Origin of the sequence: Planotetraspora phitsanulokensis (assembly GCF_016863295.1) — a bacterium.
Taxonomy (GTDB): domain Bacteria; phylum Actinomycetota; class Actinomycetes; order Streptosporangiales; family Streptosporangiaceae; genus Planotetraspora; species Planotetraspora phitsanulokensis.
On record NZ_BOOP01000054.1, the window covers coordinates 1 to 17,552 of the forward strand.

The window sequence follows — 17,552 nt, forward strand, 5'->3', positions numbered from 1 at the left end:
CATCTAGGCGGATGATCGGGCGCCGGCCTGTCTCGACTCCCCTCAGCGGACGTCGACGTAGTCCTTGACGCTGCTGGCGGCCAGGTAGGTGACGTTGCCCGCGTACTTGGCCATCCAGGTGCCGTCCTTCCGCGCCTTGAAGCCCTTGTGCCACCTGCCGTAGCGGTCGGTGGCGGCGGTGCCGACGTAGGACCAGGACTTCGATCCGTGCGCCTGGAAGTAGATGTTCACGTTCTTACGGCCCAGAGCGTGCCAGGTGGAGGTGCGGTACTTCAACGTTCCGCTCACCGTGATCGTCTTACCCTTGCGCACCGGCTCGGGTTTCGCGTTGAACCCCGAGACGGCCGTCCGGTATTTCACCGTCGCGTAGGCGGTGCCGCCGACTGAGGCGAGCTCACGGGCCCAACCAAAGTAGTGCAGCCTCCAGTAGCCGGATGACACCGCGGTCGCGCGTATCTTCACCTGCCCATTGGCGCCTGGGCGGCCCTGTCCCGCCCAGGTCCAGTGCTTCTTGTCCTTGGAGAACTCCAGATCCACATAGCTGGTCGTCACCGGAAGCGCCGCGCCGGTGGCGGTGCGCTTGGTCAGGACGGCGTTCGCGGTGATCTGTGCGCCCTTGCCCGCCGGGCTCGGCGACATCGTGAACCGGCTGAACGACGTGCGGTAGTAGGAGTAGACGACGTCATCGAAGAGCTCGTTGCTGGGTGCGTAGGGACCCAGGACGACAGCGCCGTTCCGCTTCAGATAGGGCGAGAAATCCGCGAACCACTGGCCGGCCTGCGGTACGACCACCGACTTGGAGTAGCTCCCGTCCGATCTCGTGCGCGTCTTCCCGAAATCGGTCTCCTTCTGGGTATCGGGGTCCCAGGCGTAGATCCTCACGTCCTGACCCGCAGCGCCGGTCCACTGCCCATCGGCCTTCTTGCGTTCGAGCCGGCCGGTGACCTGAACGGTGGTGCCGATGACCGTCGGCAAGGAAGAGAAGCCGATGGACAGCCGGGTCAGCTGGGTGCGCACTTTGAGAGGGCTTCGCGTCGAATCGGCCCAGAAGTACTGCGAGCTACCCTCGTAGCTCGCGTAGGCATCGCCGTTGATCATGTTTGTGTCATCGGCCCTGATGTACAGGCGGACAGGGGTGGAGAACCTTCCGTCCGAGCCGGCCTTTCCATAGCCGACGCAGGCGCCGTTGAGGTTCAGGCAGATCGTCGCGCCGGGCACCCCGACGTCGTTGCCGTCCCCGTCCTTGTAGACCAACCGCCCCGCGTACGTCACGGTGTCGTGGTCGATGTCCACGGTGGAGGGCGAAATCGTGAACTCGCTGAACCGCGTGTTACCGCGCCGGTCGAGGCGGATGGCCACCGCCTTGGTCACTGTCGCGCCCGAGGCGTCGGTGGCGTCGACGCCGATGTCGATGAGACCCAGCTCGAGCGGCACCTGCTGGGAGGTGCGCCAGACACCGTCGGTGGCGGTCCCGCTGACCAGTGCGAAGTCCTCGGCCGTTGCGAACGGCTCGTCGCGGTCGAACAACCGCAGCCTCGCCGTGATCTTGGTGATGGGGCTGTCCGACGCCGCGCTCACTTCGATCTGGGTGGTGCTCCACCCGGGGGTGGTGGCCTTGGCTGACCGAATCGTCAGAGCCCCGGCGGAGGCGGGGTGGGCGATGACGATCAGCATGGCGGCGAGCGCGACGCTCAGGAGAAGGGCGAACGGCATTCGCCCGGATATGACACGTTTTACCCGTACTTGCACAGAGGTGAGACACCCAACGGGTCATCAAGGTTTACCTGCCGCCGACAACGGTTCGTCCGTTCTGTCTGAACGCAGGTGAACTCTTCTGTTGTGGATCCTCGTCAGGCTGTCCGTGCGAGGAACTGTGCCAGCACACCGGGAGTTCCAAGCAGAACCGTGCTGTCCTCGTCTGAGAGGCCTGCCTCCCGGAGGTGCCTGCTCAGCTGGCTGATCGTCTCGCGGTATGTGGCCAGTTCTTCGGGAGAGACTCCAGGGAGTTCAAAGATGTACTCCACCGCCACGGGCACGTCACCAGGCAGATCGAGGATGAAATGCTTGACCGCCTCGACTTCCTCGCGGAGCTCCGCCAAAGTCTCTCCGGACACACCCCCAGCGATGGGCGCATCGATCGGGTCCGCGCCCCAGACGACGGTTCCTGTGTCGAGAGCCTTCTCTCGGGTGACCCTGAATCGGAGACGATGTGTGGTCACTGAAGCCAATCCTTCCCGAACACGTGCTCAAGAGCGTGTTCCAGGTCGTTGAGCTGCGTAGGTCGGATGGCCCGGACGGGGACGACCGCACGGCGACGGTGATCTGCGTATGGTCGTACAGCAAGACTAGACGAACCGTTCGTGTTGTCTCGGCCCAGTCAACTCGCAGCCCACACTCCCGGGCGAGGTCGTAGATCCTGTCCCGGATTTCCGGGTAGCTGCTCAGCACACGGTCACCGTAGCGATGGAGCGAGGTCGCGGCAGATCCTAAGCGGAATCGATCACGCTAATCCTGTTGCTGATAAGGGCAACAGGGGCCGTTTCGGTCTCCGTACCGCAACCTCGTCTGAGATGCGATGTGCTTTGCGACAGAGCAGGGCAGGACGCAGTGGGGTTTGAGCGATTCTGTCAAGAGGCCTCCCGGTCGTACACGTGGCCGAGGACCGATGTCGTTGCGGGCCGTCCCGGCCGCGTCACCGCGATGAGAGCCGACAGCAGGGCCGGGGTCGCCGCCAGCACGAAACACAGCCCCAGGGGCAGGCCGTCCACCACGAGGCCGATGGCCGCGGTGCCCATGGAGTTGCCGATGTTGAAGGCCGTGTTGACCCATGCGCCCGCCTGGGTCCGGTTCTCCGGTCTGGCGAACTCGTCGGCGAGCAGGTAGGCCGTGGTCAGGGCGGGAGCCACGAACAGCCCGACGACGCACGCCGCGGCGGTCAGGGTGTGCAGGTTCGATGAGGCTCCGGCCGCGGCGAGTGCGAGGCCCAGCGCAGTGGCCAGCACCGGTGACCGCACCACCCCGGAGACGCGCCAGGAGACCGCGCCGTAGGCCAGGCCGCCGACCGCACTGCCTCCCGCCAGCGCGGCCTCGACCCATGCCACTGCCGCTGTCTGGTGTTGCCGTTCGGCGAAGACCACCATGAGCAGGCTCAGCGCCCCCAGGCACAGGCCCACTGCGGCTGACGTCGAGATCGGGAGGATCAGCGTGCTCGCACCGCGCCCCCACCTCCCCGGAGGTCCGGTCGGCGCCGGGTCCGTGTCAGGTCCCTCGTCCTCCGCGGCGACAGAGGCGGTATCGGCGACCGAGCCGGTGTCGGCGCGGAACGGCTGGGCGGCGTGTACCGCCGGCGTCGACACGAAAGCGAAGGTTCCGATCACTATCAGAGCGGCGCTCAGGGCGACTCCCGCGGCAGGGGTCGCGAGACCGGCCAGCAGTCCGGCCAGCAGCGGCCCGGTGACGTAGAGGAGTTCCTCGGCGACGGTGTCCAGGCTGTAGGCGCGTTGCAGCAGCATTCGGTCGGGCAGCAGGTCGCTCCACAGAGTCCGCATGACAGGCCCGAGTGGAGGCGCGCAGCAGCCCGCCGCGGCTGACAGAGCCGCCAGCAGCCCGCTCGGGGTTCCCGGCCGCCAGGTGAGTACGGCCAGGCAGGTCAGCAGCATCGCGTACAGGACGGCCATCGGCGGCAGGGCTCTGCGCGGTCCGTAGCGGTCGATCAGCCTGGCCCGTAGTGGGGCGAGCAGGGACGTGGTGAGGCCGAACAGGGCGATGACGCCGCCGGCGAGGGCGTAGGAACCGGTGGTGGCGGTGAACGCCAACGTGAGGGACAGGAAGACCGTCCCGTAGGACAGCCGGCCCAGCAGTGCGGCGCCGAAAGCGCGCCTGGCGGAGGGAAGGGACAGGACAGCAAGGTACGACGGAGGCCGCGAAGGCGAAGACATGGGGATGTTCCTCAGGAAAGCAGCGCGCATCCGAGGCGCTGCGAGCTGTCAAGGACGCCGGAGTGCCGCATCGCGACGATGCGACCGGTCCGATGTCCTAGGCACGGGGGAGGAACACGCCGTCAGACTAACAGCGGGCCGCGGCACCTAGAAAGAGATCCGTTGCTCCCGCACATGTCTGACCAGGCGTGCCTCCGGTACGCCCGTGCCGTCCTCGGCGTCGAGTCGGGTGACGCCGTCCTTAATGAATCCGGCCTTCTCGTAGAACCTCAGCGCGGTGGTGTTAGAGGTGTAGGCATAGACGCAGAGTGGGTCATGGCCCCTGGCTTCGAGGTCGGTCAGGGCATGGGTGAACAGTTCGCGGCCGAGGCCTGTGCCGATGAGATCCGGTTCGATGTACAGGCCGTATACCTCCGCGGCGTGGGCCCCGAGGTCGGTGTCGTCGTCCGCCGGTCCGGTGCGGCAGAACCCGATGACGGTTTCGGCGTGCTCGGCCACCCACAGGCGGTGCTCCTGAGGCATGTTCGCCAGGTACTCCGCCCAGCCTGCGGCGTCCTCGGCCGGATCCAGGGCGTCGAGGAACGCCTCCGGCATGAAACCGGCGTATGCCGAACGCCAGGCGCGGACCTTGAGACGGCCGATGGCGGGCGCGTCGCTCACTGCGGCAGCTCGGATCATGAATGAACTCTATGAATCCTTGGTGTTGTGGGTGCGGTCGCCGTATCACGAACCCCAGGGCCGGCACCGGGACCCGGCTATGCCGACCCATGGTGGTCAGGGCCCGCGGAGGAACGCTGAACGGCAACCCGTACGGCAACGCCGCGGCTCCGCCGGCCCCGCACGGCGTTGGCTCACATGTTGATCATGTGACCGGCGAGCCCGTGAATGGCCTCCTTGACCGCCTCGCCGAGTGTCGGATGGGCGTGGACGTTCCTGGCCACCTCCGTCACGGTCAGGTCCCACTGCTGAGCCAGAGTCAGCTCCGGCAGCAACTCGGTGACCTCCGGACCGATCAGATGGGCACCGAGGAGCTCGCCGTACTTCGCGTCACTGAGAATCTTGACGAACCCGGTGGTGTCGCCCAGTCCGTGCGCCTTGCCGTTCGCGGTGAACGGGAACTTGGCCACCTTGACGTCGAAGCCGCGCTCGCGGGCCTGCGCCTCGGTGAAGCCGAAGCTGGCGATCTGCGGCTGGCAGTACGTGGCCCGCGGGATCATCGGGTAGTCGAGCTCCATGGTCTCCGCACCCGCGATCGTCTCGGCGGCGACGATGCCCATCGACTCGGCCGCGTGGGCGAGCATCAGCTTGGCGGTCACGTCGCCGATGGCGAAGATGTGCGGCACGCTCGTACGGCACAGCCCGTCGATCTCGATCGCGCCCCGGTCGGTCAGCCGTACGCCGGTGTGCTCGAGCCCGTAGCCTGTCACGTTGGGCTGGAAGCCGATGGCCTGCAGCACCTTGTCGGCCTCGAGCGTCGACGTCTGGCCGTCGCGGGACACGGTCACGCGCACCTTCTCGCCCGACTCGTCGATCGATTCGACGCGAGTCGAGGTGAGGACGTCGATTCCGAGCCGCTTGTAGCGCCGCGCCAGCTCCGCCGAGACCTCCTCGTCCTCCAGCGGCACGATGCGGTCGAGGAACTCGACGATCGTCACCTTGACGCCGTAGCTGTTGAGCACGTACGCGAACTCGACACCGATGGCGCCCGCTCCCGCGATGACGATGCTCTCAGGGAGGCCCTCGCTGAGGATCTGCTCCTCGTAGGTGACGACCCTCTCGGTCACGGCCGTTCCCGGCAACAACTTGGTCGTCGCCCCGGTGGCGAGGATGCAGTGGCCGAACGTCACGGTGCGCTCGGCGCCGTCCGAGCCCGCCACGCGGAGGGTGTGCGCGTCCACGAAGGAGCCGCGCCCGTCGTACTCGGTGATGCCGTTCTTCTTCATGAGGTAGTGGACGCCCTTGACGCGGCCGTCCGCGACCTTGCGGCTGCGCTTGAAGGCTTCGCCGTAGTCGAACGTGAGCGTGCCGTCGACCTGGATGCCGAACGTCTTGGCCTCGTGCGTGAGCAGGTGCACGAGTTCGGCGTTGCGCAGCAGCGCCTTCGAAGGGATGCACCCCACGTTGAGGCACACGCCGCCCCAGTAGCGTTCCTCGACGATTGCCGTGCTGAGTCCGAGCTGGGCCGCGCGGACCGCGGCGACGTACCCGCCCGGGCCGGCCCCGAGGACCACGACGTCGTAGTGATCGGTCATACCGGGACCATAGGCGGCCCGGGAAGCAGCGTCTCCAACCGGGGTGGAAAGAGTCGCTCGTTCCTCGTTGCGAACGGCCGTGCCCGGGGAGCCGGGACCGGCCGTTGCTCCGTCCATGGGCGTGAGGACCTGAGTCCATCGCCGTGACGACGGGGTGGCTCAGGCGGGGCGGCCCCGCCTGAGCCATGGCGGGCGTGCTTCAGCCGCCGTCAGGGGCCCCGGTTTCCAGCAGGCGGCCGCCGTCGAGCCGCAGCCAGCGATCGACCTTGATCTCCGCGAGGAACCGCTGGTCGTGGCTGACCACCACGAACGCGCCTTCGTAGGCGTTGAGCGCGCTTTCCAGCTGGCCGACGCTGACGAGGTCGAGATTGTTGGTCGGTTCGTCCAGAAGCAGCAACTGGGGCGCCGGCTCGGCGTACAGGACGCAGGCCAGGGTGGCGCGCAGCCGCTCGCCGCCGGACAGCACCGCGACGGGGAGGTGCACGCGGGAGCCTCGGAACAGGAAGCGGGCGAGCAGATTCATCCGCTGCGCCTCCGGCATCGCGGGCGCGAACGCGGCCAGGTTCTCCGACACGGTGCGGTCCAGGTCCAGCAGGTCCAGCCGTTGGGACAGGTAGGCGACCCGGCCGTCGGCCCGCCTGGTCCCGCCGCGCTCCGGCTCCACCTCGCCGTCGATCAGGCGCAGCAGGGTGGACTTGCCGGCGCCGTTGGGGCCGGTCAGCGCGATCCGCTCGGGCCCTCGGATCACCAGGTCCGCGCCGTCCCCGGCGAACAGGGCCCGCTCGCCGTAGCGGACCTGCATCCCGCTGCCGAGGAAGACCGTGCGACCGGCGGGGACGTTGGTCGCTGGCAGTTCGAGCGCGATCTTCTGCTCGTCGCGCAGGGCGCGGCTCGCCTCGTCGAGCTTCGCCCTGGCGTCGCCGACCCGGGCGGTGTGCGTCTCGTTCGCCCTGCCCGCCGACTCCTGGGCGTCGCGCTTCATCGTCCCGGCGAAGATCCTCGGCAGGCCGGCGCTCTTGAGGTTGCGGGCGGCGTTGCCGGCCCGGCGCTCGGCCCGCTCGCGGGCCTGCTGCATCTCCCGCTTCTCTCGCTTGAGGTCCTGCTCGGCGTTGCGGACGTTCTTCTCCGCGACCTCTCGCGCGGCGCGCACGGCCTCCTCGTACGCGGTGAAGTTCCCCCCGTAGGAGCGGATCTCCCCCCGGTCGAGTTCGGCGATGCGGTCCATGCGGTCGAGCAGGGCGCGGTCGTGGCTGACCAGCAGGAGGCAGCCGTTCCAGTCCTCGAGCACGCCGTAGAGCGTGCGGCGGGCGTCGAGATCGAGGTTGTTGGTCGGTTCGTCGAGCAGCAGGACGTCGGGCCGCTTCAGAAGCTGCGCCGCCAGGCCGAGGGAGACGACCTGGCCGCCGCTGAGGGTGTGCAGGCGCCGGGTGAGGGCGACGTCCCCGAGGCCGAGCCGGTCCAGCTGGGCGCGGGTGCGTTCCTCGATGTCCCAGTCGTTGCCGACCGTGGTGAATTGCTCCTCGCTCGCGTCTCCGGACTCGATGGCGTCCAGGGCTTTGATCACCTGGGCGATCCCCAGGACGTCGGCGACGGTCAGATCGCCGACGAGGGGCAGGCTCTGCGGGAGATAGCCGACCACCCCCGTGGCGGACACGGTGCCGCCGGTGGGGCGGTACTCGCCGGCGATCAGCTTGAGCAGGGTGCTCTTGCCGGCGCCGTTCGGGGCGACGAGGCCCGTACGGCCGGCGCCCACGGTGAAGGACAGCCCCTGGAAGACCGGGGTGTCGTCGGGCCAGGAGAAGGAGAGATTGGAGCAGATGACGAACGCGTCGGACATGCGAGAGACCTCTATGGAACGCGGGCGCGCCTAAGGCGCCCAGCCAGGGGACATGGATGAAGAGGAACGACGGCATGGGCCCCGGCGAAGACGCTCCTGTGCGCCCGCCGACGGCCGATCACGTCCGGGTGTCACCCGGAGATGTCGTCGTCGCCTGCCATGTCTGGTCTCCCTGTTCCGATCAGTTGCGGCTGTTCATATTAGTGACGAATAGGTAAAGGCGCGAGTGTGATTACGGGGCCGGCCCCCGGCATGCCCCGATCGCAAGCGGTGTCGCGGCCGTCTTGAGCTCTTCGGCGCGAAGTGTTCTCAATCACCACGCCATGCGATAGAAGATCAAATACACTCCACCGACTCTTCTCGAGGTATGCGTGAAGAAGTTCCTGCGCCTCCTTGCGGCGCCACTCTTCGTGGCGACCGCCATGGTCGCCTCCCTCTCCCTCCCCGCCAGCGCGGATGCCGTCGACACTGACCCGGCGATCGCCGCCCAGTGGCAGACGGCCTGGGACACCTACAAGTTCGCCGAGGTCACGCCCCCGCCGCCGCCCGGGTCGGGGCGGAGCCGGACCACGACCAGCATCTCCGTCACGATCAACGAGTCCGCCAAGAACGTGTTCGACGCCTACTCGAACATCAACAACCACATCGGCAGGGCGGCGTTCCTCAAGCGGGTCGTCACCCACAAGCAGTTCACGGATTGCGACGTGCGGTACATCAACTTCACGGCCATCGAGGACGTGCCCTTCGAGGGCACCGTCGTCTCGCTGGCGACGCACGCGCAGCAGCGGCTCCACCGTGACGATCTCTTCTACGAGACCGACACCTGGTCGGAGCCCAACGTGGTCACCCACCAGAAGATCACCTTCGCGAGGCTGTCCGGCGGGAAGACCAAGGTCACCGAGCGCCTCACCTTCGAGGCGGACACCTCGCTGATCGACTTCGTCGTCACGAACGGCGTCGCCTCGCACCAGCAGACGCAGACCGCCCTCAAGCAGGCGATCGAGAGCGGCGCGCTCTGACGTGTCACGGACGCGGGGCACGCTCGCCGAGCGTGCCCCGCGCTTGAACCGAGCCTCACTCCCCGTTCTCGTGTCCAGGTGTCAGCGCGGAACGCTGTGACCCACCGGCCCGCCTCCGGAGGAGTGCTATGCGCCGAGTCTGGAGGCCACGCGGCGCAGCTTGTCGCGGGCGTCCGGCCCCAGCCGGCTGATCACCGGACGGCCGACCCGCCGCAGGATGCCGCCCTTGGCCGGCGGGCGCCGTTCCCCGGAGGACGCCTTCGTGGCCGAGCCGACGGTGCCTGATTTGTCGGTCAACCGCAGCCGGCCGTCGGCGTCGACCCGGACCTGGCCGATCTTCAGCTCGGGGCCGGCGTGGCCGTCCAGACGGGCGGACAGCCGCCACGTGCCCGGGCGAAGACCGGCGATCGGAGAGCGGGCACGACCGTCGGCGGTGGTGCGCAGGCGGATCCTTCCGCCGGCCGGCTCCATCACGGCGGGCAGCGCGACGGAACCGGAGTCGTCACCCTTGCCGCGCAGGACGAACCAGGCCCGGGTCGGAGCAGTGCCGGGCTGGGAGACGACCGCCAACTGGACGGCCGGCTCGCCGTCCTCGTTCGGCATGCCCCGCACCTCGCGCCTGGCGAGGGCGGTGCCCAGCTTCTTGCCGCTGCGGTCCACGTCCAGGCTGAGGTTTCCGTGCGGAACGGTGAAGTACGGGATGGTGAGCTGGGCCGGCTCGCCGAGCAGCGCGGGCAGGCAGTGGTCGTCGACGTGCGCGGCGCGGTCGGCGCCGAGCCTGGCCTTGCGCACGAGGCCGAGGCCGCGCACCGGGACCCACACGTCCCACGTGCCGCGGGTCAGGGCGTCGCGGCCACCCACCGCCTTCGGGTCGAGGTAGGCGGTGCCGCACAGCACGACCTGGCAGAGGACGTCGCCGTCGGGCAGCCGCTCCAGCTCGTCGACGGAGGTCTCGAACGTCGCCGGGCACGGCCACTCCACCGCGGTGTCGCGATCGCGGATGCTCACCTCGGCCTTGAAGCCGTCCAGTTCGTCGGTGACGTCGACCAGCTCGCCGTCCGCCAGAACGCCCTGGTGGAAGTCCGGGTGCAGGTAGTACCGGTCGCCGCGGCGCAACAGGGCGAGCGGAGCCTTGTCGTCCCCGTACACCAGCCGGACTCTGACGGTGATGGCGATCCTGCCGTCGTCTTCCCAGGCCAGGTCTTCCAGGCGGGCATGCCCCTTGACGGTGGCCGCCCGGCGGGCGATCTCCACCAGCTCCTTGCGCTGGTCGCGGCGGAGCAGGGTCGAGCGGATCCGTAGGATCGCGCCGAGCCCGTCGTGGACGCCGTCGTTGATGTAGCCGTCGGCGAGTTCCCTGACGGCGTCGACCATCTCGTCGAGGTATTCAGGGGCGTACTTCACGACCGAGGGCTCGCTGAGCCGGCCGAGCATCTCCACGCGGTAGAAGCGGCGCAGCAGTCCTTCGCGGAACTCGCCCGGCTCGGTGTTGGCGTTGACGACGTCGAGGACCTCGCGCAGGTTGCCGTAGTAGCCGGACGGGATGATCTTGGCGGAGCCTGCGTTCTTGCCGTCGTCGCGCTTGGAGTAGTGGTAACAGGTGTAGTCGCCGAGGATGGAGACCGCCTTCGCCGGGAAGTACGTCTCCATCATGTAGAGCTGGTCTTCCAGGCGGCGCTTGCCCTCGGGATAGGCGATCTTGTTCTCGCGCAGGAACTCCGTACGGAACATCTTGTGCGGGGTGAGGCTGTCGACCAGTGGGGCGTCGTAGATGGTGCATTTTTCGCGGGTGATCCGGAAGACGCCGTGTGGGACGGCGCGGAAGTTGCTGGCGACCTTGCCGAAGACGATGTCCGAGCCGTTGCGATGGCCCAGCTCCCACAGCCGCCGCAGCGCGTCGGGCGCCAGGTAGTCGTCCTGGTCGACGAAGTGCACGTACTCGCCGCGGGCCTCGGCCACTCCGATGTTGCGCGGCTTGCCGGGCCATCCGGAGTTGGGGATGTGGATGACGCGCACGTGGGAGTGCTCGGCGGCGAGCTTGTCCAGGCGTTCGGGAGTGTCGTCGCTCGACCCGTCGTCGACGAAGAGGAGCTCGAGATCCCCGGGTGGCAGGGTCTGGCCGAGCAGGGAGGCGATGCAGGGTTCGATGTACTTGCCCGGGTTGTAGACCGGGACGATGACACTCACCTTGGCCGACATCGAAAACCGCCTCCCTGCGCCTCTTTATGACCAGCCCGTTCAGGACGCATTCATGGTCGCGCCTTCGCGAGGACATTCCTAATTCACGACGACGAAAAGACGCCTGGATCGCGGAAAAAGTTGTAGATCATCCCTAAATGTGATCTAGATCACAACAAAGGGTTGTGAGGAGGCGGATCCGCCTGCTTACGGGTGATGTGCGGGGCCGGGCCCCCGGCCTGTTCATCCGGAGGGACGCGAGCGCTGCTGGGCGCGGAACTGCTCGACGGGCAGGCCGCCCCAGCCCCAGTTCTCCAGCTCGACCTCCTCGATGACGACGAAGGTGGACTCCATCGGCTTGCCGAGCACGTCGAGCAGCAGCCGGCTGACGCCCTGGATGAGCGCGGCCTTCTGCTCGGCGCCGGCGGACTCCGCACCGGGTTCGGTTCCCTCGCGGGTGATCTGGATGGTGACGATCGGCATCGGTTCGGCTCCTGTCGTCGGTCGCTTCGTCCGGGCCGTCAGTGGCCGGCGGTCTGGCCGCCGTCGATGTGCAGGATCTCGCCGGTCACGAAAGGCGCCGACTCCAGGTACATCACTCCGTCCACGACGTCGTCGATCTCGCCCATCCGGCCGACCGGGTGCAGCCCGGCGAGTGCCTCGTGGGTCTCGACGGGGTGCATGGGCGTCTTGATGACCCCGGGCGAGACGGCGTTCACCCGTACGGACCGGGTCGCGTACTCGATGGCCAGCGACTTCGTGGCGGCCGCCAGACCGCCCTTGGTCAGCGAGGCGAGCACGGACGGCACCCCGGAGTTGGGGTGCTCGACGAAGCTGGTCGTGATGTTGACGATGTGACCGCCCCCCTGCTCGAGCATGGGACCCAGCACACGCTGGGTGATGTGGAAGAACCCCGCGAGGTTCACGCCGGTCACGCTGGCGTAGTCGTCGTCGGTGTAGTCGGTGAACGGCTTGGCGACGAAGATCCCTGCGTTGTTGACCAGAGTGTCGATGCGGCCGAAGCGGCTCAGCGCCTCAGCGACCACGCGCTCGGCCGTGTCCGCGTCTGCGATGTCGCCCTGGACGGTCACGATGTCCGCGTCCTCCGAGGGAGTGATCGACCGCGACGTGGCGACGACTCCATAGCCGAGCTTGCGGTAGGCGTCGACCAGTCCGGCGCCGATGCCCTGGGACGCTCCCGTGATCACTGCGACCTTCTGTCCTCGCATGGCTGTTCCTTTCAGCTGATTCATTGATTCCCCGATCGCTTGAGACGACCGGTCTACTATTCAAGCTAGACGACTGGTCGTATACTCGCAACCATGGGACGCACCAGTGACGCGAGAGACAAGATCCTCTCGGCGGCGCGGACGCTGATCGAGCAGCGTGGCTACACCGCCTTGGGGGTCGCCGAGATCTGTGCCGCGGCGGGTGTGCCGAAGGGCAGCTTCTACCACTTCTTCGAGTCCAAGCAGGCCCTCGCGCTCACCGTGATCAACGAGCATTGGACGGAGCAACGACGGCAGTGGATCGAACTGCTCGGCCGTGACCGTCCCCCGTTGCAGCGGTTGCGGGACCTGTTCGAGGCGACCGAGACCGTCCAGCGCGTCGGGCAGCAGGACGGCGGCAAGGTCGTCGGCTGCCTGTTCGGCAACCTCGCCCTCGAGCTCAGCACCCAGGCCGATGACGTGCAGCGACGACTGCAGGAGATCTTCGACGCGCAGATCGAGCTGATCGAGAAGGTGGTCGCCGAGGCGCACGAGCGGGGTGAGACCGCCGCCACGGTGGACACGCATGACGCGGCGCGATCCATCGTGGCCCAGTTGGAGGGGCGGGTGCTGTTCGCGAAACTCCTCAACGACCCGGGGCAACTCGAGGCGATGTGGCGCAACTGCCTGGCGTTGCTGGGCGCACGCCCCCTGCAGGAGGGCGCCGGGTCACCCCGATGAGCTCTGCCGGCCCCGCACGATGTGGTTCTCCCAGGCCCAGGCGGCGATCCCGACGCGGTTGCGCACCCCGAGCTTGGCCTGGATCCCCGACAGGTGGCTCTTGACCGTGCTGAGCGAGATGAACAGGTCTGCGGCGATCTCCTGATTGGTGCGGCCGTAGGCGAGGGCCCGGACGACCTCGAGCTCCCGTTCGGACAGCGCCTGCGTTGGCCGGCCGCCTGACGGGGCCGCGGTCGCCGTCAGCCGCCGCAGCAGCCGTGTGGTGACCGACGGCGAGACCAGGGCGTCCCCCGCGCTCGCCGCGCGGACGGCCTCGACGAGGAGCACGGGGCCGGCGTCCTTCAGGATGAAGCCGGCCGCCCCGCCGCGCAGCGCGCCGTACACGTATTCGTCGAGGTCGAACGTGGTGACCACGACCACCCGGAGCGGGTCGGGGACGCCGGGACCGGCCAGGGCGCGGGTGACCTCGATGCCGTCGAGGCGGGGCATCCTGATGTCCACGAGGCACACGTCCGGCCGCAGCCGGCGGGCCAGGTCGATCGCCTCGACGCCGTCCGACGCCTCCGCCACCACGTCGATGTCGGGCTGGTCCTCGAGGATGATCCGCAGGCCGCCGCGCACCATCGCCTGGTCGTCGGCCAGCAGCACCTTGATGGTCATCGAGGCTCCCGGGCGGGAACGGGCAGGGTGGCGAGTACGGACCAGCCCGCCTCGGGGCGCGGGCCGGCACGCAGGGTGCCACCGAGGACCTCGACGCGCTCCCGCATCCCGACCAGGCCGTATCCGCCCCGGTGGTGGTGGCGTGCCGGGACCGGCGCGGCGTCGTCGACGACCTCGACGGTGACGGCCTGCCGATCCTGAGCGACGCTGACCGTGACCGAACGAGCGTGCCCGGCGTGCCGGACGATGTTGGTCAGCGACTCCTGGACGACGCGGTAGACGGTGCTGGTCACCTCGGGCGGCCAGTCCGATTCGCCCTCGGGAAGCCGCAGGTGTACCTCGGGGCCATGCCCGCCGAAGCGTTCGACCAGGTCGCTGAGCTGTTCGGGCCCCTGTGCGGCGGGTGCGGCGTCGCCGTCGTCGCGCAGGATGCCGACGACGCGGCGCATCGCCGCCAGCGCGCCGGAGCCCGCGGACTCGATGTCCGCCAGGCAGGCGTCGAGCGTGTCCGGGCGCCTGCGGGCGACGAGGCGTGCGGCCTGGGCCTGGACCACGATGCCGGTGACGTGGTGGGCGACGATGTCGTGCAGTTCCCTGGCCAACTCCAGGCGCTCGTCGCGCCGCACCTTCTCGGCGACGGCGCGGCGGCGGGAGTCGAGCGACCGCAGGCCCAGTCCGATCATCAGGGCGGCGACCCACCCCGGGCCGTTCAGCAGCGGCGCCGTTCCCGAGGAGAGCGGAGGAGCGGCGAGCCAGGTTCCGGCGACCACCGCGAGGCCCCCCGCGGCCACGGCGGCGGCCTGCGGGACCGGCAGCACCCTGATCGCCGAGCCCACGAGGACGGACAGGCCCAGCACCATGGCGGGGCCGGGCTCGGCGGGCAGATGGACGAACCGGGTGGCCAGCATGGCGACCGCCGCGACGGCCAGGCCCGCGGCCGCCGCCCACGCCCGGTCACGCCGGCGCGCCAGGGCGATCACGCACACCACGGCTCCGGCCGCGCAGTCGAACTGCCAGTAGCCGCCGCCCCATGTGCCCGCGATCTCGACCGCCGTGACGACGAGCGCCGCGATGAACACGACCGCCAGCCCGGCGTCGGCCAGGATGCCAGGCCGCCCGCTGAGCCGATCCCGAAGGTTCACCCGCTCAGGCTACGAGAATCCCGTTCGTGCCGAACCGGCCGAAAGTACGGTCCTGCGACGGCCGGCGGAGGACCTCCGGCGAGGAACGTCACGCCTGCGCGAGCGCGAGCAACACGGTCGCGGTCAGGGCCAGCGCGACGCCGAAGGCCTGCGCCGGAGCCATCCGCTCGTTCAACGCGGCGCGGGACAAGGCGATCGTGGCCAGGGGATAGAGGTTGACCAGCACGGAGACGACGGCGAGGCTGCCGGAGCCCAGCGCCAGCAGGAGCAGGGCGTTCGCACCCCCGAGCAGGAATCCGGCCGCGATGCCCAGCGCGCGGCCGCGGCCGGGGGAGGTCAGGCGGGACGGCTCCTCGTCTCCGTCCAGCAACGACAGGGCGTACCGTGCGCGGGCGCCGGCATGGGGAAGCGCCAGGAGCGGCGCCAGCACGATCAGGCCCACCGCGCTCTCGACGAGCCCGGAGGTGAGGCCTGATTCGTCCGGCGCGAGATCCAGGGAGACGATGGAAAGGCCCAGGCTGATCCCGGCGATCACGGAGAGCACGACTGTCCGCGTCGGAACCCGGACCAGGGCGGGGGCGGGCCTCCGCCGTACCGAGATCAGGATCCCGCTCGCGACGGCGAGGCCCACGGCGACCCAGGACCAGGGCGTCAGCCGCTCACCGCGCGCGACCGCGACGGCGATCGGCACGACGGACTCGAGAACGGCGATCAGCGGCGAGGCGAGGCTCATCGGCCCGATGGCCAGGGCCGCGTAGAACGTCAGGAATCCGATGATCGCGAAGAGGCCCGCGACGGACCCCGTGAGCACCGAGGCGGTCGACCACACCCCGTCGCCCAGGACCACCATGATCGCGAGGATGAGCGTGGAGAACAGGTAGATGATCGCCGTCGCCGGTACGACACGCAGGCGCATCGCCGCGAGCCCGCCGAAGAAGTCGGACACTCCGAAGGCGATCGCCGACAGCAGTGCGAGCGCGACGGCGAGGATCACGTAACCACTGTAACGGGAATGCCGGTTACTGAATAGTTCTGTCGCGGTGAAGCGGCCTTCCGCGCCGGAACCCTCGCCGGTCAGCACGCCACCCGTGACCGCACGCACTCCGGCCTGTGTGGTGCACTGGTCAGGGGGATCTGCGAGATGAGCGCGCCACAGCAATGGTCCATTACAACGCGCATCACTCTGTTCACCGGTGTGGTGGCGGCTCTGCTCTCTGCGCTTCTCGCCACGGTTCTCATGATCGCCCTCAGCCGGATCGCCACTGACTTCCTCACCGACGAGCTCGCCGCGAACGCCGGCCGCGTGGCCGTCGCCGTTGAGCGGGACCAGATCTCCTATCCCCTCTCGTACCACCAGTCCCGCAACATGCAGGTCGTCGACACCGAAGGCAAGGTCGTCGCCGCCACCGACCGACTGCGGGGCAAGCCGCGCATGGCCAGGTTCACCCCCGACAAGACGACGGCGACCTCCATCGTGTGCGGCGGGGTCTTCCCGGCGGAGGAATGCAACATCGTGGTGGCGAAAGCGGCTCAACGCGACGGTGAGAAATGGATCGTCTACAGCGCCTCCCCGGTGTTGCCCGCGTGGGTCGACCCACGGCTGGCCGCCCTGGTGGGAGGGAGCGCGGTCATGCTCGCCGCGGCCGTCACCTACCTCGGTCACCGGGTCGCCGACGCCTCCCTCCGGCCGGTTCGGGCCATCCAGGGGGAACTCGAAGAGATCAACGCGACCTGTCCCGACCGCCGGGTGCCCGTGCCGAACAGCGACGACGAGATCCATGATCTGGCCGAAAGCGTCAACCACACCCTGAGCCGGCTGGAGGCCGCGCTGCTCCAGCAGCGCCAGTTCGTCTCCGACGCGTCCCACGACCTGCGCAGTCCGATCGCCGCGATGCAGGCCGAGGTCGAGGACGCGCTGATGGCGCCCCAGGAGACCACCGTGCCCAAACTGGGCGTGACGCTGCTGAGCGACCTCAAACGGCTGCAGGCGATCGTGCATGATCTGCTGACCATCGCCCGTCTGGACTCCGCGATGCCCGGTGCACGCGAGCCCGTCGACCTCTCCGACCTCGTCGGCACGGAGTTGCGGGCGCGCCGGCACACCAAGGTGATCGAGACGGTGCTCCAACCCGGCGTGTTCGTCGTGGGTGACCGTTCACGACTGGTGCGCGTGTTCACGAACCTCGTCGACAACGCTCAGCGGCACGCGGAGAGCACGATCATCGTGACCGTACGGCGGGAGCCGGAGAGCGGCGATCAGCGTTTCCCCGTAGGCGTCGCGGTGCTGGAGGTCGTCGACGACGGTCCCGGCATCGATCCGGACAAGCGTGAGCTGGTGTTCCAGCGGTTCATCCGGCTGGACGCCGCCCGCAGCAAGGACGCCGGCGGTGCGGGGCTGGGCCTGGCGATCGCCCGGCAGATCGCCGAGAGCGGAGGGGGCACCCTCCGGATCGAGGACAGCACTCGCGGCGCACGGTTCGTCCTACGGCTCCCCGCCGTCCCGGCGGCTGACGACGCCGTCGAGCCGGCCGCTCGCGACTCGCTCAACTGGCGCGACTGAGCGGCGGTTCGCGACTG

15 protein-coding genes are annotated in these 17,552 nt (G+C 68.9%); 3 read left to right on the forward strand and 12 right to left on the reverse strand.

Annotation, left to right across the window (positions count from 1 at the left end):
• Positions 1–42: 42 nt before the first annotated feature.
• The 6 genes from Pph01_RS40660 to abc-f form a co-directional block, all read right to left on the reverse strand.
• A complete protein-coding gene (locus tag Pph01_RS40660) occupies positions 43–1,713 on the reverse strand; it encodes a hypothetical protein (protein WP_204078605.1) in 1,671 nt (556 codons plus the stop codon).
• Positions 1,714–1,850: 137 nt separating this feature from the next.
• Complete coding sequence (locus tag Pph01_RS40665; protein ID WP_204078606.1) at positions 1,851–2,219, reverse strand: hypothetical protein; 369 nt, start codon at positions 2,217–2,219, stop codon at positions 1,851–1,853.
• A gap of 408 nt (positions 2,220–2,627) precedes the next feature.
• Positions 2,628–3,938 carry an MFS transporter gene (locus Pph01_RS40670; protein ID WP_204078607.1) on the reverse strand — a complete coding sequence of 437 codons (1,311 nt, stop codon included), beginning with the start codon at positions 3,936–3,938 and terminating at the stop codon, positions 2,628–2,630.
• A gap of 147 nt (positions 3,939–4,085) precedes the next feature.
• Positions 4,086–4,616 carry a GNAT family N-acetyltransferase gene (locus Pph01_RS40675; protein ID WP_204078608.1) on the reverse strand — a complete coding sequence of 177 codons (531 nt, stop codon included), beginning with the start codon at positions 4,614–4,616 and terminating at the stop codon, positions 4,086–4,088.
• Positions 4,617–4,789: 173 nt separating this feature from the next.
• Positions 4,790–6,190, reverse strand: coding sequence for a dihydrolipoyl dehydrogenase (lpdA, locus tag Pph01_RS40680; RefSeq protein WP_204078609.1), 1,401 nt, complete (start codon positions 6,188–6,190; stop codon positions 4,790–4,792).
• A 199-nt stretch (positions 6,191–6,389) separates the two neighbouring features.
• Positions 6,390–8,027, reverse strand: a complete 1,638-nt coding sequence (abc-f, locus tag Pph01_RS40685) for a ribosomal protection-like ABC-F family protein (RefSeq protein ID WP_204078610.1) — start codon at positions 8,025–8,027, stop codon at positions 6,390–6,392.
• A 371-nt stretch (positions 8,028–8,398) separates the two neighbouring features.
• Here abc-f and Pph01_RS40690 point away from each other — a divergent pair, with 371 nt between their 5' ends.
• Positions 8,399–9,046 (forward strand): hypothetical protein, encoded by a 648-nt coding sequence (locus tag Pph01_RS40690; protein WP_204078611.1) that lies wholly within the window; start codon positions 8,399–8,401, stop codon positions 9,044–9,046.
• Between the two features lie 126 nt (positions 9,047–9,172).
• Here the strand turns inward: Pph01_RS40690 and Pph01_RS40695 are convergent, their stop codons facing one another.
• From Pph01_RS40695 to Pph01_RS40705, 3 genes are all read right to left on the reverse strand, one after another.
• A complete protein-coding gene (locus tag Pph01_RS40695) occupies positions 9,173–11,245 on the reverse strand; it encodes a glycosyltransferase family 2 protein (protein WP_204078612.1) in 2,073 nt (690 codons plus the stop codon).
• Positions 11,246–11,467: 222 nt separating this feature from the next.
• Positions 11,468–11,707 carry a tautomerase family protein gene (locus Pph01_RS40700; RefSeq protein ID WP_204078613.1) on the reverse strand — a complete coding sequence of 80 codons (240 nt, stop codon included), beginning with the start codon at positions 11,705–11,707 and terminating at the stop codon, positions 11,468–11,470.
• Between the two features lie 38 nt (positions 11,708–11,745).
• The gene (locus Pph01_RS40705) at positions 11,746–12,453 is read right to left on the reverse strand and encodes an SDR family NAD(P)-dependent oxidoreductase (RefSeq protein WP_204078614.1); all 708 of its coding nucleotides are present in this window, start codon (positions 12,451–12,453) and stop codon (positions 11,746–11,748) included.
• A 93-nt stretch (positions 12,454–12,546) separates the two neighbouring features.
• Between Pph01_RS40705 and Pph01_RS40710 the strand changes: the two genes are divergently transcribed.
• On the forward strand, positions 12,547–13,173 hold the full coding sequence (locus Pph01_RS40710) for a TetR/AcrR family transcriptional regulator (RefSeq protein WP_204078615.1): 627 nt from the start codon (positions 12,547–12,549) through the stop codon (positions 13,171–13,173).
• Here Pph01_RS40710 and Pph01_RS40715 read toward each other — a convergent pair.
• The 3 genes from Pph01_RS40715 to Pph01_RS40725 form a co-directional block, all read right to left on the reverse strand.
• On the reverse strand, positions 13,162–13,833 hold the full coding sequence (locus Pph01_RS40715; protein WP_204078616.1) for a response regulator: 672 nt from the start codon (positions 13,831–13,833) through the stop codon (positions 13,162–13,164). The genes Pph01_RS40710 and Pph01_RS40715 overlap by 12 nt on opposite strands.
• Positions 13,830–14,975 carry a sensor histidine kinase gene (locus Pph01_RS40720; RefSeq protein ID WP_239117382.1) on the reverse strand — a complete coding sequence of 382 codons (1,146 nt, stop codon included), beginning with the start codon at positions 14,973–14,975 and terminating at the stop codon, positions 13,830–13,832. The genes Pph01_RS40715 and Pph01_RS40720 overlap by 4 nt, the downstream gene beginning before the upstream one ends.
• An 88-nt stretch (positions 14,976–15,063) precedes the next feature.
• Positions 15,064–15,969 (reverse strand): EamA family transporter, encoded by a 906-nt coding sequence (locus tag Pph01_RS40725; protein ID WP_204078617.1) that lies wholly within the window; start codon positions 15,967–15,969, stop codon positions 15,064–15,066.
• Positions 15,970–16,116: 147 nt separating this feature from the next.
• Between Pph01_RS40725 and Pph01_RS40730 the strand changes: the two genes are divergently transcribed.
• A complete protein-coding gene (locus Pph01_RS40730; protein WP_204078618.1) occupies positions 16,117–17,535 on the forward strand; it encodes a sensor histidine kinase in 1,419 nt (472 codons plus the stop codon).
• The last annotated feature ends 17 nt before the right edge of the window (positions 17,536–17,552 follow it).

Coding starts and splice junctions, on each gene's coding strand:
- Pph01_RS40660 (WP_204078605.1), bottom strand. CDS start 1,713: ATGCCGTTCGCCCTTCTCCTGAGCGTCGCGCTCGCCGCCATGCTGATC.
- Pph01_RS40670 (WP_204078607.1), bottom strand. CDS start 3,938: ATGTCTTCGCCTTCGCGGCCTCCGTCGTACCTTGCTGTCCTGTCCCTT.
- Pph01_RS40675 (WP_204078608.1), bottom strand. CDS start 4,616: ATGATCCGAGCTGCCGCAGTGAGCGACGCGCCCGCCATCGGCCGTCTC.
- lpdA (WP_204078609.1), bottom strand. CDS start 6,190: ATGACCGATCACTACGACGTCGTGGTCCTCGGGGCCGGCCCGGGCGGG.
- abc-f (WP_204078610.1), bottom strand. CDS start 8,027: ATGTCCGACGCGTTCGTCATCTGCTCCAATCTCTCCTTCTCCTGGCCC.
- Pph01_RS40695 (WP_204078612.1), bottom strand. CDS start 11,245: ATGTCGGCCAAGGTGAGTGTCATCGTCCCGGTCTACAACCCGGGCAAG.
- Pph01_RS40700 (WP_204078613.1), bottom strand. CDS start 11,707: ATGCCGATCGTCACCATCCAGATCACCCGCGAGGGAACCGAACCCGGT.
- Pph01_RS40705 (WP_204078614.1), bottom strand. CDS start 12,453: ATGCGAGGACAGAAGGTCGCAGTGATCACGGGAGCGTCCCAGGGCATC.
- Pph01_RS40710 (WP_204078615.1), top strand. CDS start 12,547: ATGGGACGCACCAGTGACGCGAGAGACAAGATCCTCTCGGCGGCGCGG.
- Pph01_RS40715 (WP_204078616.1), bottom strand. CDS start 13,833: ATGACCATCAAGGTGCTGCTGGCCGACGACCAGGCGATGGTGCGCGGC.
- Pph01_RS40730 (WP_204078618.1), top strand. CDS start 16,117: ATGAGCGCGCCACAGCAATGGTCCATTACAACGCGCATCACTCTGTTC.